General features: G+C 70.0%; 10 protein-coding genes. 5 read left to right on the top strand and 5 right to left on the bottom strand.

The window, feature by feature from the left end; translation table 11 throughout:
• Window positions 1-47 precede the first annotated feature (47 nt).
• Both ACTT8P_RS36370 and ACTT8P_RS36365 read right to left on the bottom strand, forming a co-directional pair.
• On the bottom strand, window positions 48-863 hold the full coding sequence (locus ACTT8P_RS36370; RefSeq protein ID WP_442836075.1) for an SDR family NAD(P)-dependent oxidoreductase: 816 nt from the start codon (window positions 861-863) through the stop codon (window positions 48-50).
• A gap of 116 nt (window positions 864-979) precedes the next feature.
• Window positions 980-1,783, bottom strand: a complete 804-nt coding sequence (locus ACTT8P_RS36365) for an SDR family NAD(P)-dependent oxidoreductase (RefSeq protein WP_442836074.1) — start codon at window positions 1,781-1,783, stop codon at window positions 980-982.
• An 87-nt stretch (window positions 1,784-1,870) separates the two neighbouring features.
• Here ACTT8P_RS36365 and ACTT8P_RS36360 point away from each other — a divergent pair, with 87 nt between their 5' ends.
• The 4 genes from ACTT8P_RS36360 (at window position 1,871) to ACTT8P_RS36345 (ending at window position 6,902) form a co-directional block, all read left to right on the top strand.
• On the top strand, window positions 1,871-2,455 hold the full coding sequence (locus tag ACTT8P_RS36360; protein ID WP_442836073.1) for a TetR/AcrR family transcriptional regulator: 585 nt from the start codon (window positions 1,871-1,873) through the stop codon (window positions 2,453-2,455).
• Window positions 2,456-2,967: 512 nt separating this feature from the next.
• Window positions 2,968-4,164: an MFS transporter gene (locus ACTT8P_RS36355; RefSeq protein WP_442836072.1), complete on the top strand. Its 1,197-nt coding sequence runs from the start codon at window positions 2,968-2,970 to the stop codon at window positions 4,162-4,164.
• A 35-nt stretch (window positions 4,165-4,199) separates the two neighbouring features.
• A complete protein-coding gene (locus tag ACTT8P_RS36350; RefSeq protein WP_442836071.1) occupies window positions 4,200-4,856 on the top strand; it encodes a TetR/AcrR family transcriptional regulator in 657 nt (218 codons plus the stop codon).
• Between the two features lie 42 nt (window positions 4,857-4,898).
• Window positions 4,899-6,902, top strand: coding sequence for a PKD domain-containing protein (locus ACTT8P_RS36345; RefSeq protein WP_442836070.1), 2,004 nt, complete (start codon window positions 4,899-4,901; stop codon window positions 6,900-6,902).
• A 66-nt stretch (window positions 6,903-6,968) separates the two neighbouring features.
• Here the strand turns inward: ACTT8P_RS36345 and ACTT8P_RS36340 are convergent, their stop codons facing one another.
• Window positions 6,969-9,212, bottom strand: a complete 2,244-nt coding sequence (locus tag ACTT8P_RS36340) for a glycoside hydrolase family 3 C-terminal domain-containing protein (RefSeq protein WP_442836069.1) — start codon at window positions 9,210-9,212, stop codon at window positions 6,969-6,971.
• Window positions 9,213-9,313: 101 nt separating this feature from the next.
• Here ACTT8P_RS36340 and ACTT8P_RS36335 point away from each other — a divergent pair, with 101 nt between their 5' ends.
• On the top strand, window positions 9,314-9,952 hold the full coding sequence (locus tag ACTT8P_RS36335; RefSeq protein ID WP_442836068.1) for a TetR/AcrR family transcriptional regulator: 639 nt from the start codon (window positions 9,314-9,316) through the stop codon (window positions 9,950-9,952).
• Between the two features lie 282 nt (window positions 9,953-10,234).
• On the opposite strand, the gene ACTT8P_RS36330 is transcribed toward ACTT8P_RS36335, so the two are convergent.
• Window positions 10,235-11,947, bottom strand: coding sequence for a DUF5060 domain-containing protein (locus ACTT8P_RS36330; protein WP_442836067.1), 1,713 nt, complete (start codon window positions 11,945-11,947; stop codon window positions 10,235-10,237).
• Between the two features lie 29 nt (window positions 11,948-11,976).
• Window positions 11,977-13,353 carry an MFS transporter gene (locus ACTT8P_RS36325; RefSeq protein WP_442836066.1) on the bottom strand — a complete coding sequence of 459 codons (1,377 nt, stop codon included), beginning with the start codon at window positions 13,351-13,353 and terminating at the stop codon, window positions 11,977-11,979.
• Window positions 13,354-13,743: the final 390 nt, after the last annotated feature.

Raw genomic sequence — 13,743 nt, 5'->3', positions numbered from 1 at the left:
CCCCCCCCCACCGCGCTTCCCGCCGCGGTGGGACACGATCCGCGGGCTCAGTTCACCAGGTCGTCGAGCACGCCCTGCACCCGAGCGCGGATGCCCGCCTCGTAGCCACCGCCCCGGTAGACGATGGCGTGGGCCCGGTCCGCCTCGATGGCGGCCAGCGCCTGCGAGGTGACGTCCTCCATGGTCAGGTCCTCCTGCGGCAGACCGGCCGTCGCGGCCGCGTCCAGAGGAGCCAGGGGAACGTCGGCCGGATTCACCTGCCGCGAGCTGACGCCGATGTCGCTGGGCACGTAGCCGGGACACAGTACGGTCGCGCCCACCGACGGCGCGTGCATCGCCAGCTCGGCGCGCAGCGACTCGGTGAAGCCGACCACACCGTGCTTCGCGGCGCCGTACGGTGTGATCCCCGGCAGGGGCATCAGGCCGGCCATCGACGCCGTGTTCAGGACATGGCCGCGTCCCGCCTCGATCATCCTGGGCACGAAGGACCGTACGCCGTGCACGACGCCCAGCAGGGCGACGTCGACGAGCCAGCGGAACACCGCCGGGTCGAGTTCCCAGCTGGGTCCCTGCGGGCCCATGACGCCGGCGTTGTTGCAGATCACGTCCACCCGGCCGAAGCGGTCGACGGTGGCCTGGGCCAGCGCCTCCACCGACTCGGGGTCCCGTACGTCGGTCGTCATCGCGAGGGTGGCGACCCCGTGCTCATCGGCCACCCGGGCGGCGCTGGCCCGCACCTCGTCGGCCCGCAGGTCCGACAGCACCACCGGCATGCCGCGCGCGGCGAATGCCCCGGCCAGCCCCAGTCCGATGCCACTGGCCGCGCCTGTCACGACCGCCACCTGTCCGGCCTCAAGCTTCATTCTGGTCCTCCTGGTTGGTTCCGAAGTTCGTCACCGGTATGGCCGGCCCCGCGCGACAGGGCGGACGCGTCACCGGTGCGGCGTCCGTCGGTGAACTGTGCGGGGCCCGCGGTGGGTCAGCGGCCGGCGTCCATGTTGGCGCCGCCGTCGACCATGAACGTGTGCCCGGTCATGTACGACGAGGCGCTGCTGGCCAGGAACACCGCGACCGAGGCCACCTCGTCCCCGCCGCCGAAACGGGCCAGCGGGATCTGCGCCGTCATGGCGGCCTTCTGCTCGTCATCCGCGGACGACAGGAACTTGTTCATCGCGGGAGTGTCGTAGGCGGCCGGGCAGATCGTGTTGACCCGGATGCCCTCGGGCCCCCACTCCCGGGCGACCACGCGCGTCGTGGCGCGGATCGCTTCCTTGGTCGCGGCGTAGGAGAAGTGCTCCACCAGGCCGCGGACACCGGCGCCCGAACCCAGGTTGATCACTGCCCCGCCGCGCGCCTTCAGGTGCTCGTAGGACTCCTGGAGGAAGTAGAAGGTGCCGAACAGGCCGCTGTTCACGTGCCGCGACAGGTGCTCGTCGTCGGTGTCCATGAAGCGGGTCTGCACCACCCGCAGGTTGTGCGCGTTGTTGACCAGGACGTCAATCCCGCCCAGCTCGGAGACGGTGCGCTCGACGGCCGCCTTCACCTGGTCCCGGCTGCTCACGTCGCAGGTGACCGCGATGCCCGGCTCGCCGTGGTCGCCGAGCTCGGCCGCGACGCTCTTCGCTGTGTCGGGATTCAGGTCGATGACCGATACCCGCGCGCCCGCCTGGGCCATCGCGATCGCGATGTCGCGTCCCAGGCCCTGTCCCGCACCCGTCACGAGCGCGACCTTGCCCGCGAGTACTCCACCGGCCTGCGAGGCAGTGTTTCCGTCAGTTGTCATGACACTCTCCACTCACTTGAGGAACGTGATGTCGATCCTGAAACTTTGTATCAGGATCGAACGCTCGGTTTCAAATATGGTGTGGGCATGACTGTTCCCACCAGCCGTGAGATCGCGCACGCGGCCATCCGTGAACGCCTGGCGCAGGTGACCCTCGAGCAAGTGCTCCACCACGGCTACGACCGCCTCACGCTCAACGACCTGGCGGCCGCGTCAGGGGTCTCCCGCAGTACCTTCCTGCGCTACCTGGGCTCCAAGGAGGACGCGGTGCTCGCCGGGCTCGCGGCGACGGGCAGCCGCCTCGCGGACGAACTGCTCGCCCGGCCCAGTACAGAAGGCCGCTGGCCGTCGCTGCGTCGCGCGATGGACTACATCGCCCGGTTGCAGCACCAGGACGACGCCGGAGCGCTGAATCTCACCAGACTGATCAACGCGACCTCATCGCTCGGTGGGGCGCAGTGGCGGCACCAGCTGTCCTGGCGGACGTCGCTGACGACGGCCCTGCGCCGCCGTTCGCCGGACCTGTCCCCGGTGACGGCCACCGCACTGGCCGCCGCGGCGCTGGGCTGCCTGGACGCGGCGACCGCGACCTGGGTGGAGTCGGGCGGGGAGCTCGATTTCGGCGCCCTGCTCGACGAGGCGTTCGGTGCCCTGGGGCCGGTCGGTGAGTGACCAGGCACGATGTCCGTACCCTCGGCGGCGGGCACCTCGTCCAGCACGTCACCGGAGATCCGAACGTGGGCCGATCATCGTGGGACACATCGCGGAGCGCGTCCATATCGGCGCCGGTCCCGGGTGACGGGATGCCCATGCCCTCACCCATCGCGTCCGGCAACTCCTCGCCCATCTGACCGGAGCGAAAGACTCGGACGGCGCTGCTTCTGCGCCACCCGAGCGCGTGGCGACATCCCCTGCTCCATGCTGCGCACGGCACTTCGGCATCAAACCTGAGTGAGTCATTGAATTAGTGGACTTCAGCTCCAAAAACTTGGTCAGCAACCATTGCTCGACGATGAACTCGATGTTCTACTCAGGTTTCGCTCGTGCTTCGGACACTGTCGTCCAGCCTTGAGGAGTCTGCAGTGAACAGCTCGGTCCCGCACGCCCGGCGTCGCCCGGCGAACGAAGACCAGAACGCAGATGCCGGAACACGCCGGCCGGACGTCGGGCTGGCCCGGATCGGGATGGCCTTGACCGCCTCCCAGCTGACTGTCTACCTCACTCTCAACACCGTCGTGGTGGTGCTGCTCCCGGCCAGGATCGTCGAGGCCGTCGGAGAAGCGCACAAGGAGACATGGCTGGGCCTCATCTCGTCCGCCGGTGCCGTGGTGCTGATGCTGGCCGGCCCCGTCGTCGGCGCGCTGTCCGACCGGACACGGCACCGCCTGGGCCGACGGGCCCCCTGGCTGCTGGCGGGCGGCGCCGGTTCAGTGGTCGCGTTCGCCGCCATCGGCATGGCACCCGGTCCCATGCCTCTGCTGCTCGCCTACTCCCTCAGCCAGCTCACCGTCGCCCTGATACTGACACCGGTCAGCACCGTCCTGCCGGAGCGGGTGCCGCTCCACCGACGGGGCCTCATCTCCGGGGTCACCGGACTGGCCACCATCATCGCCGCCGCGAGCGCGGGTTCCCTCGGCGCCCTCTCTCTCGGCCACCCTGCCCTCGCCCTCACCGTGCTCGGCGGGCTGGTGCTGGCCGGCACGGTGGCGTTCGTCCTGCTGGCACCCGAGCGCCCCACCGATGCCGACGCCGAGGAGCAACGGCCCACCGCCCTTCAGCCGCCCATGTGGCGATCGATGTTCGTGGCGTTCGGCGACCACAACTTCCGCTGGGTGTGCGCCGGCCGTCTCCTCGTGGTGATGGCCTACCAACTGCTGCAGACCCGGATGCTGTACTTCGTCCAGAACCAGTTCGACCTGGACCTGGACTCGGCCGCCGTCACCGTCGCCTCCGTCACCGCGGTCGCCGGTCTGCTCACCGTGGTCGGTCTGGTCGGCTCAGGACCACTGTCGGACCGATTCGGCCGCCGTCCCTTCGTCTACATCGGCGCCGCGGGACTCGCGCTGGGGCTGCTGGCGATCACTCAGATCACCTCCGAAGTCGGGCTGGTGACCGCATGGGGCCTGGCATCGCTCGGTTTCGGAGCCTTCATGGGCGTGGACGCCGCGCTGGCCGCCGATGTGCTGCCGGACGCGGCCGGGGTCGGCAAGGACCTCGGCATGGTGAACCTGGCACAGACCTTGCCGCAGACCTTCGCTCCCGTCCTCGGCTCGGTCGCACTCGCTTTCACCGGCGGCTCGTACACGATCCTGCTCGTCCTCGGTGCCCTGTCCAGCGTCGCCGGCATCCTCGCCACCCTGCGGCTGCGGGGCGTGCGATGAGCGGAGACCCGGTCACCACCTCATACCGTGAGCCCATGACCGACACGACCCCCGCCACGCCGCCGAGGCGCGGTCCGTACGCCTCCACGCGTAGACGCCGCGAGCAGATCTCCGACGCCGTACTGCGCCTCGTCGATGAACACGGGCACGAACGGGTCACCACCTCACTGGTCGCCCGGGAGTCCGGGGTGCCCGAGCCCACCGTGCTGTACCACTTCGCCACCAAGGACCACCTGTTGGTCGCCGCGATGGCACGGGCGGACGACCTCGCCGCGGCAGCGGCCGGGGCCGAGGACGACGACTCACGGCTCGATCCCGAGGAACTGCGGCGCGGCGCGGATGCCGATCCGGACAGCGAGCCACGATTGCGGCTGTATCTCATGCTCAAGGGGCAGGCGGCGACGCCCGGCCACCCGGCCGTCCCCTACCTCCGCGAGCGCAACGAGCGCAGCGTGCGGATCTTCGCCCGGCTGGTGGCCCGCAGACAGCGTGACGGCCTGGCCCACCCGGGGCTCGACCCGGTCCAGGCCGCCCAGCAGATCACCGCGCTCTTCGACGGCCTGTCCCTGATGCGGCTGACCAACCGCGACATCGACCTGGGCCGGCTGCTGATCGACGGTGTGCGCCGGATCACCGGCGAGAACTGGATGCGGGCCCGCGCACTGCTCGACGCCCCCGACATCGGACTGTGACGTCCGGCTCCCTCCTCATCAGGAATACACAGGAACGAGAACATGACGAATCCGTCGGACACGCGACAGACCCCGCAGTCAGCGGACCCCCACTTCTCCCAGCCCTACACGGACGTGGACGAATGGCGTGCGGAGCCGATACCCCACCGCTATGTGCACGGCGGGTTCGAAGGCACCGACACCCGTTTCTCCGTGTACTTCCCGCCGGAAGAGCAGTACCGGGGCAGGTTCTTCCAGCACGTCACCCCCGTACCCCAGAGCGAGCACCTCGCCCAGAGCGCGCACGGCCAGGAGGACCGCATCGGATTCGCCGCCGACTCCGGCGGCTACTTCCTGGAGACCAACGGCGGCGGGCAGAACTACGGTGTGCCCGGTTCGGACAACGACCCCACCATCGCCGCCTACCGGGCCAACGCCGCCTGCGCCCGCTACTCCCGTGAGCTGGCCGCGGACGTCTACGGCCGCGACCACCGCCCATACGGCTACCTGTATGGCGGCAGTGGCGGCGGCTACCGCACCATCGCGGCGGCCGAGAACACCGAAGGGGTCTGGGACGGCTTCGTCCCCTACGTCATCGGCAGTCCTATGGCCATCCCCAACGTCTTCTCCGTGCGCATGCACGCCCAACGCGTGCTGCGCGACCGGCTGGACGCCATAGCCGATGCCTTCGAGCCGGGCGGTGGTGACCCGTACACCGGGCTGGACGCGGAGCAGTGTGCCGCTCTGGAGGAGGTCAGCCGCATGGGCTTCCCGCAGCGTGCCTGGTTCGGCCACCGCACCATGGGAACCCAGGCGTTCGGCGTCCTCTACCCGAACGTGGTGGCCATGGACCCCGGATACTTCGAGGACTTCTGGACCGTGCCGGGACATCTGGGCGCCGACACGGCCCCGGACGGGTCCGTGCACCGCGCGCGGGTGCGGCACCGGTGCCTGATCGGCGAACTGATCGTGGACGACCCGGCGGAGGAAGGCGCGGCCGGCACCGTCGACACCTCCTTCGCCGCGCAGGGCAGGGCGGTCACCGCGGTCCGGCTGAGTGAACCCGTCCCGGTGGACACCCAGGGCGCCCAGCTCACCGTCCGCGGCGGAGCGCTGGCGGGCCAGTCGTTCGCCCTGCGCGAGGTGCGCGGTGACTTGGCCGTACTGGACGAACAGCAGCCCGGCACCTCGTTGGAGGGGCTCCGCCCCGACGACGAGGTGGAGATCGACAACAGCAACTTCCTGGCCGCCCAGACCTACCACCGCCATCAGGTGCCGGGGCCGGAGTACCCGGTCTGGGACCAGTTCCGCGAGCCGGACGGCACCCCGCGCCACCCCCAGCGCCCCGTCCTCGCCGGCCCGCTCTTCACCGGCGCGGCCTGCGGGGCCCTGCCCACCGGCCGGCTCCACGGCAAGATGATCGCGGTCTGCAGCCTGCTGGACCGTGAGGCGTTCCCGTGGCAGGGCGACTGGTACCGGAGCCAGGTGCGGGCGCACCTGAGCCCGGACGGCGAAGCCGGCAACTTCCGTCTGTGGTACACCGATCACGCGCTGCACGGTGATGTCGAGGCCCAGGAGGACCCGACACACACCGTTTCCTACCTGGGTGTTCTCCACCAGGCGCTGCGGGATGTGGCCCGCTGGGCGGAGGACGACGTGGCACCCCCCGCCTCGACGTCCTACGCCGTCGAGGACGGCCAGGTACGGGTGCCGGCGTCCGCCGGGGAACGGCAGGGCATCCAACCCGTGGCACGGCTCACCGCGGACGGAGCCGAGGCGGTCCAGGTGCCGGCCGGTCAGGAAGTGCTGCTGCGCGCCGAGATCGACTGCCCGCCCGGCGGCGGCAGCGTGACCGCCCTCTCCTGGGACCTGGACGGGACCGGCACGTTCGCCGTACAGGACGCGGTCGAATCCGCGCCCCGTGTGGAGCGGGAGCGCCGTCACGTCTTCACGGAGCCGGGCACCCACTTCGTCACCGTCCGCGCCTCGGCCCACCGCGACGCGCGGTCTGACACCCCCTTCGCCAGGCTCGACACCCTGGCCCGGGTCCGCGTGGTCGTCGCCTGACTCCCGGGGGTCTCCGCCCGGCGCGCACGCCGGACGGAGACCGAAGCCCCCGGTGGGTGGAGCAGGTCAGCCGGCGTTGGCTGCCCGCGTCAGCAGTTCGTCCACCAGGGCATGCGGATCGTCGGCTCCCGCCATGCCCATGAGCTGGCGCAGGGGGATGGAGGCGGAGAGGCGCAGGGTCTCACCGCTGGTGAGGTTCTTCGCCTCGGGGTGGAGCCGGGGCAGCGCGGTCTCCAGCACGGCCAGGCCACCCGGGTGGGTCACCCATTCGCCGAGCGTGGAGTCCGCGTCCAGCCGGACGGACGATTCCGGCACCTCGATCGTCACGTTCCGCGACAGCCGGAGATCCCGTGACGAGGCTCCGACCGACACCACGAAGTCGCCGCTCTCCACGCGCCAGCCGTCGCGGCTCCAGAAGGACCACGCCCGAGCGTCCACGACGAGGCGCACGCGCGTCGAGGTGCCGGGGTCGAGCGTGATCTTCTCGAAGGCCGCGAGTTCCCGGACCGGCCGGTCGACGCTCGCCTCGACGTCGGACACGTACAGCTGCACCACCTCCGAACCGGTGCGGTCACCCGTGTTGACCACGGTGACCTCGGCGGTCGCGCCCGTGGCATCCGCTTCGACCGTGAGATCCGCGTAGTCGAAGGTCGTGTACCCGAGACCGTGACCGAAGGGGAACGCGACCTCACGGTCGGTCGTGTCGTACCAGCGGTAGCCGACGTAGATCCGCTCGCCGTAGTGCACGCGTCCCTCACTGCCGGGCCAGTTGACGTGCGCCGGGGTGTCCTCGAGCCGCAGCGGGATGGTTTCGGCCAGCCGGCCGCCGGGCTCCCGGTCGCCGAAGAGGATGTCCGCCGTCGCGCTTCCGCCCGCCTGGCCGGAGAGCCACATCTCCAGGATCGACGCCGTCCGGGCGCGGACGCCGTCCAGCTGCACCACGGAACCGTTGCTGAGCACGACGACGACCTTGTCGTTGACGGCCGCGACCTCGTCGAGGAGCCGCAACTGCGCCTTGGGCAGTCGCAGGTGGGTGCGGTCGTAGCCCTCCGACTCGGCGATCGGCGGAAGGCCGAGGAAGACGACCGCGACCTCCGCGCGCGACGCGACGTCGACGGCTTCGGCCCGCAGCGCCTCGTCGGCCGCGTCGTCCACGTCGGCCTCGATTCCGAAGCCCGCCGCGAAGAGCACCTCGCGGTCGGTGCGCCCGGTGATGGACGCCAGCGCCGTGTCGAGCCGGGTGGGGTTGATGTGGGAGCTGCCGGCACCCTGGTAGCGGGGGGTGCGTGCGAATTCTCCGATGACGGCGATCGCCTCGCCCTCGTCCGGGTTCAGCGGCAGCAGATCACCGTCGTTGGCCAGCAGGACCGCACTGGCCGCTGCTATCTCGCGGGCCAGGGCGTGATGGCTGTCGGCGCTGGCGTCGGGGTCGACCGGCGTGCGGCTCGACCGCAGCCGGTCGTGAACGGTCAGGATGCGCGACACCGCCGTGTCCACCACCGACTCGTCGAGGCGTCCTTCCTCGATCGCGGTCCGGACGGCCGCGGCGCCGCGGCCGCGGCTCGACGGCATCTCCAGGTCGAGGCCCGCCGCGACCGCCGCGACGTGGTCGATCACCGCACCCCAGTCGGAGACGACGTAGCCGTCGAAGCCCCACTCGTCGCGCAGGACCTCCGTCAGCAGCCAGTGGTTCTGCGAGGCGAAGACGCCGTTGACGCGGTTGTAGGAGCACATGACGGTCGCGGGCCGTGCCTCGGCGACGATGATTTCGAAGGCGCGGAGGTAGATCTCGCGCAGCGTCCGTTCGTCGACCTCCGCACTGACGCGCTGCCGGTCCGTCTCCTGGTTGTTGGCGGCGAAGTGTTTGACGGACGCCCCGACCCCCTGTGACTGCAGTCCGCGGACCCAGGCGGCGCCGAGCTTCCCGGTGAGCAGGGGGTCCTCGGAGAAGTACTCGAAGTTGCGCCCGCACAGCGGGGATCGCTTGATGTTCACTCCGGGACCGAGCAGCACGTCCACGCCGAGTTCGCGGCTCTCGGCGCCGAGGGCCGCGCCCATGCGCTCCAGCAGCGCGGGGTCCCAGGACGATCCGGTCGCCGCCGCGGTGGGGAAGGCGGTCGACGGGATGCTCTCATTGATGCCGAGGTGGTCGGCCGCCGCATCCTGCTTGCGCACGCCGTGCGGGCCGTCGGTCAGGGTCGCACCGCTGATGCCGAGCCGTTCGACGTCGGCCGACTGCCAGAACGCCCCTCCGCTCAACAGGGCTGTCTTCTCGGGCAGGGTCAGGGCCTTCAGGGCTGGGTGTCGCAAGGTCGCGTTCCTCTCGCGTCGGTCGGGCCGCTTGTCGCGGTCTCCTGGTTGATGGGATGACGTGGCGTCGGCCAACTTCGGCGCGCGCCTATCATCGAGGCATGTCGGCAGAGCAGATTTCTGATTCGGACTCCGCGAAGAGCACGGGCGGCCCCCGAGGCCGGTACGCCAAGAGCAAGCTGGTCCGGCGGAACATCCTCGAGGCCTGTATCGAGGCCTTCAGCGTCGCGGGCTTCCACGGGGCGACCATGAAGGACATCGCGCAGCGGGCCGGCATCAGTCAGACCGGACTCATGCACCACTTCCCGGACAAGGCCGGGCTGCTGATCGAGGTGCTGCGCAGGCGGGACGAGCAGATGTCCGAGCTGATGGAGACGACCGGCGAGCGTGACTTCTTCCACGCCCAGCTCGGTGTCGTCCGCGACAACGAGTCCCGTCCCGGTCTGCTCCAGCTGCACACGACCATCTCCGCCGAGGCCACCGACGCCGGGCACCCCGCGCACACGCTCTACCGGCAGCGCTACGACGACCTGCGGCTGTACCTCGAGACGCTCTTCGAGAGAGAGCGCGGCACCGGGCACCTTCGTACCGACGCCTCCCCGCGGGCGCTCGCGAACCTGTTCGTCGGAGCGCTCGACGGCCTGCAGCTGCAGTGGCTGTACAACCCGGCGGAAGTCGACGTCGCGGAGAGCCTCGAAGCACTCGTCGACACGCTGCTCACGGACATCTCCCCCTCCTAGCCGGCGCCCGCGGTCCGTCGTCCCGGAACGCGGCCGTTGGCACCGGCCGCTCATCGCACCACGACCTCGGTGTGGGCGACGTACGTGCGACGCCCCCTCGATCTCGGTCACGTCCCCGGTCGGTCGCAGTGCGCCGTGCTGGTTCACCCGCTCGGCGACGGTCGTGTGCTTCAGCAGCTCGGCGGCGCGCCGGCTCGGTGCGAGACCGGGGGCGATGTGTTCCATGTCTGCTTCTGCTTTCCAGGGCTTTGCACAGTTCTGATGGGCTTGTGGGAGAGGGGGTCAGTCGGCGCTGCGCAGTCGCACGGCGAGGTGTGGCCGACCCGGCAGGCGGACGGTGGCGCCGCCCTCGTACGTCTGGGCGACGGGCTGGATCGTCATCGCCCACGGATCGATGATGTCGACGCGTACGGGTTGCCCGGCCGGCCAGTCGAACGTGAACTCGCGTGGCTGGTACACATCGAGGTAGTGCACCTCGTACCGGCCCGGGACGCCTGCCGCCCGGATGTGGGAGAGCTGGGAGTGCCCCCGCAGTGGCTCCAGGTGGCCGGCGGGGCACTCCTCGACGACGCGGGCGAGGAACGCGATGCGCTCGGGGCTCGCTCCCTTGAGTGAACCTCCGGTGGCCCACCAGAGCTTGTTGTCCGGGGCGCGGTAGGTCTCGCCGTGCGTCACGTAGGCGCCACGGACGGTGGACTGCCAGAAGCGGTGTACCAGCTCCTCGGCGGAGAGCGATCCCCACTCGAAGTCGATGTCACCCTCGTACCCGGGCTCGTCGATGACGACGGGCTTGCCCCACTTCGAGCGCCACGCGTCGATCCGCGGTACCGGCGAGTCGGCGTCGGTCTTCTGGATGCTGGCGTGGGTGATCCAGTCCGCGCCGAAGTCGAAGATGCGGGTCCCGTTGTGGATGGACAGCAGGTGTCCCGCGTGGTCCTCCGCCTCGACCAGGCGGCCGATGCGCTCCCAGTCGTCGTCCCGCTTCGTCGTCATCAGGTCGTACTCGTTGGCCAGGGACCACCACACGTTGGCGTATCCGGCCAGCCGACGGACCACGTAACGGACGTACCGCTCGTCCGCGGCCTGGCCGAGGTCCGCGAAACCCCAGCGGTCGTAGGGGTGGAACAGGATGATGTCCGCGTGGATGCCGAGGTCCGCGAGGTCACGGACGCGTGACTCGAGGTGGCGGAAGAAGTCGACGTCGAAACGCGTCGTGTCCCAGCCGCCGTCCCCGTCCCGCTCGAACGGGTACCGCGGTGGCTCCTCGTGGTTGAAGGAGTAGTGCTTCGGAAAGACGCACATGCGCACCTTCGTGAAAGCGCTCCTGGCGAGCGTGTCCAGCGTCTCCGTCTCGCGCCACGGCTCCTGGTGGGTCCACGCGTACAGCGTCGTCCCCACGGGCCGGAACGGGCTTCCGTCGGCATGCGTGAAGTGATGTCCGGCCGGCCGCACCGGACTGGGCCGGTCCGACGCGCCGATGCGGAGCTCTCCTTCGATCCCGTCGAGCGAGCGTGCGGTGGAACCGGTGGTGTAGCGCCAGGTCCCCGCCTTCGGCGGCAGGAAGCGGATGACGTGGCGTCCGTCGCCGTCGTAGAACCCGCCGACCCGGAGCGTCGTGTCGTCCAGGCGGAAGTCCGCCCACAGGTCGACGTCCACGAAAGGGTTGCCGTGCGACGGTCCGGCGATCACCAGTTCGTGGGTGGCGAAGAGTTCCCCGTCCGCGGCGGTCGTGAGGCGGGCCGAGGCACGCGCCACCTGCGCGGACTCGTAGTCGGGGTCCGGGGTGATCGCGGGTGCTTCGCGACGGCGGGGGAAGGTGACCACCGCGATCTCGCGGAGGAAGTCCTCGACCACCGGGTCCTCGAGCCGCGCGTAGTCCAGTAGCGTCCCCACCGGCATCTCCAGCACCGACGGCGGTATCGACGCCGCGAACAGCTGGGGGAGATGGCGTCGCAGGATCAGCTCTCCCACGTCGTGCTTGAGCAACACAGACACGGGTGTCTGACGATCGGCCTGCTGGTCGGTCACTGGGCATCCCTTACTCGCGTGAAGATGATCGTCCCGCCGATCAGGGTGCACACCGCGGCGACCATGAACAGCAGGGTGTAGTTCTCCCCGTCGGCGGGCGCGCCGATGACGAGGAGCGCCGAAGCCAGCGCCGGCCCCGCCGCCTGCGGCAGGAGGGTGGCGTAGTTGTTGATGCCGATGTAGCGGCCGGCGTCCGAGTCCCGCTCGGGCAGGACGTCGAACACGATCGCCTGGTCGACTGACATGAACGCGCCGGTACCGAGTGTCGTGATGAGCGATCCCGCGACGAGGACCGGTACGCCCGAGCCGAAGGCCATCACCGCGACTCCGAGGGAGAAGAGGAACGCGGAACCCAGGACGAAGATCCGGCGCCGCTGGAGCTTGTCCGACAGCCATCCGGCGCCCAGGGCGCCGACCGAGCCGGCGACGATTCCACCCATCGACAGGACGACCACCAGTGCGCCGATCTCGCTCACGGTCTTGTCCATGCGGGCGGCGAAGAAGAACGTCGTGAAGGTCGTCGCGAAGCTCAGACCCAGGTTGAAGGTCACCCGGCCGAGACAGTTCCAGGCGAACGCGGGGTACTGACGGGGGTTGAAGACCATGGACCGGGCCACGCCGCTGAAGTCGAGCCCTTCCGTGCCGACCGGGGCGGGCTGTTCGTCCTCCTTGATGAAGATGACGAACAGCAGCACGGCGATCAGACCGATGGCGCCAGGCACAAGGAAGACCAGCAGGTCATGGCCGATGAACACCGACGCGATGCCCGCGCCGATGACGGGGGCCAGGTTCTGTACGAAACCGATCAGGCCGGAGACCTTGCCGCGCTGCTCCTCCGGAAGGCGGTCGGCCTGCGAGTAGGTGAGCGCGGAGAGTACGCCCGCACCCCACGACAGCTGGGTCAGTACCCAGGCCGCGCCGAGGACGATGAGGTTCGGGGCGGTGGCGAGCAGGACGAGCGCCACGACACCGCCGACGAGACCGCCGATCATGTACGGCCGTCTGCGCCCCAGCCGGGACCGGGTGCGGTCGCTGAACACACCGAAGACCGGTGTCGCGATGAGTGCGGCCATCGCGCCGATCCCGGTGATGTACCCCAGGTACTGCGGACTGTCCGGCGCGAGCTGCTCGATCTTGAGCGCCAGCGAGATCGCGACGGGCGTGACGAGCGAGATGTAGGCACCGAACACCCCCAGCGTGACAAGGGTGATGTAGTCCTTGCCGACCGGCTCGCGGACGACCCCGGGGGGCCCGGACTTCGGGTCGGCGCCGTCGAGCACGGAGATGTCCTCCCCGGGGGTCCCCTGGGCGGTCGTGGGGTGACCGAAGGATCCGCCCACGTCGTGAACGACATTCGGATGAGGCTTCGCCATGGGTGATCCTCCTTGATCGCACCGCTGGCCCAATTTCGAAACTCTAAACTAGATTCGAGATTCGAACGGTAACCAGACGCGACCCCGAGGGCAAGACCTGTGCTGGAGGGAGTGCTGACGGGCGCGGCCGTGGGTGGCCGAGCGCCCGGATCGAGACGGTTGGGCCGACTCGCGAGCGAGCAGGTCTCGCCTCGGCTACCGACGCATCGCCGAGTCGCGGACAGTCCCGTGCGCTACGGCCATCCGCCGATGAACCGGCGACAGCAACAGCGAGTTGCGGGCAGGCGGCCTCCGGTTACGAGGCGCTGCGGGCGATGGCGTCCCGCCGAGTGGTGTAGCCGATCAACGGACCGGAACTCGCAGGTCACGCCGTGTATTTCGGTCGGCCCG

Source organism: Streptomyces sp. JW3 (genome assembly GCF_052216785.1).
In the GTDB taxonomy this organism is placed as follows: domain Bacteria; phylum Actinomycetota; class Actinomycetes; order Streptomycetales; family Streptomycetaceae; genus Streptomyces.
The sequence above is the reverse complement of the archived record's forward strand: the minus strand, read 5'-3'. Positions and strand labels throughout refer to the sequence as shown.

Coding starts and splice junctions, on each gene's coding strand:
- ACTT8P_RS36370 (WP_442836075.1), bottom strand. CDS start 863: ATGAAGCTTGAGGCCGGACAGGTGGCGGTCGTGACAGGCGCGGCCAGT.
- ACTT8P_RS36345 (WP_442836070.1), top strand. CDS start 4,899: ATGACGAATCCGTCGGACACGCGACAGACCCCGCAGTCAGCGGACCCC.
- ACTT8P_RS36365 (WP_442836074.1), bottom strand. CDS start 1,783: ATGACAACTGACGGAAACACTGCCTCGCAGGCCGGTGGAGTACTCGCG.
- ACTT8P_RS36335 (WP_442836068.1), top strand. CDS start 9,314: ATGTCGGCAGAGCAGATTTCTGATTCGGACTCCGCGAAGAGCACGGGC.
- ACTT8P_RS36325 (WP_442836066.1), bottom strand. CDS start 13,353: ATGGCGAAGCCTCATCCGAATGTCGTTCACGACGTGGGCGGATCCTTC.
- ACTT8P_RS36355 (WP_442836072.1), top strand. CDS start 2,968: ATGGCCTTGACCGCCTCCCAGCTGACTGTCTACCTCACTCTCAACACC.
- ACTT8P_RS36360 (WP_442836073.1), top strand. CDS start 1,871: ATGACTGTTCCCACCAGCCGTGAGATCGCGCACGCGGCCATCCGTGAA.
- ACTT8P_RS36350 (WP_442836071.1), top strand. CDS start 4,200: ATGACCGACACGACCCCCGCCACGCCGCCGAGGCGCGGTCCGTACGCC.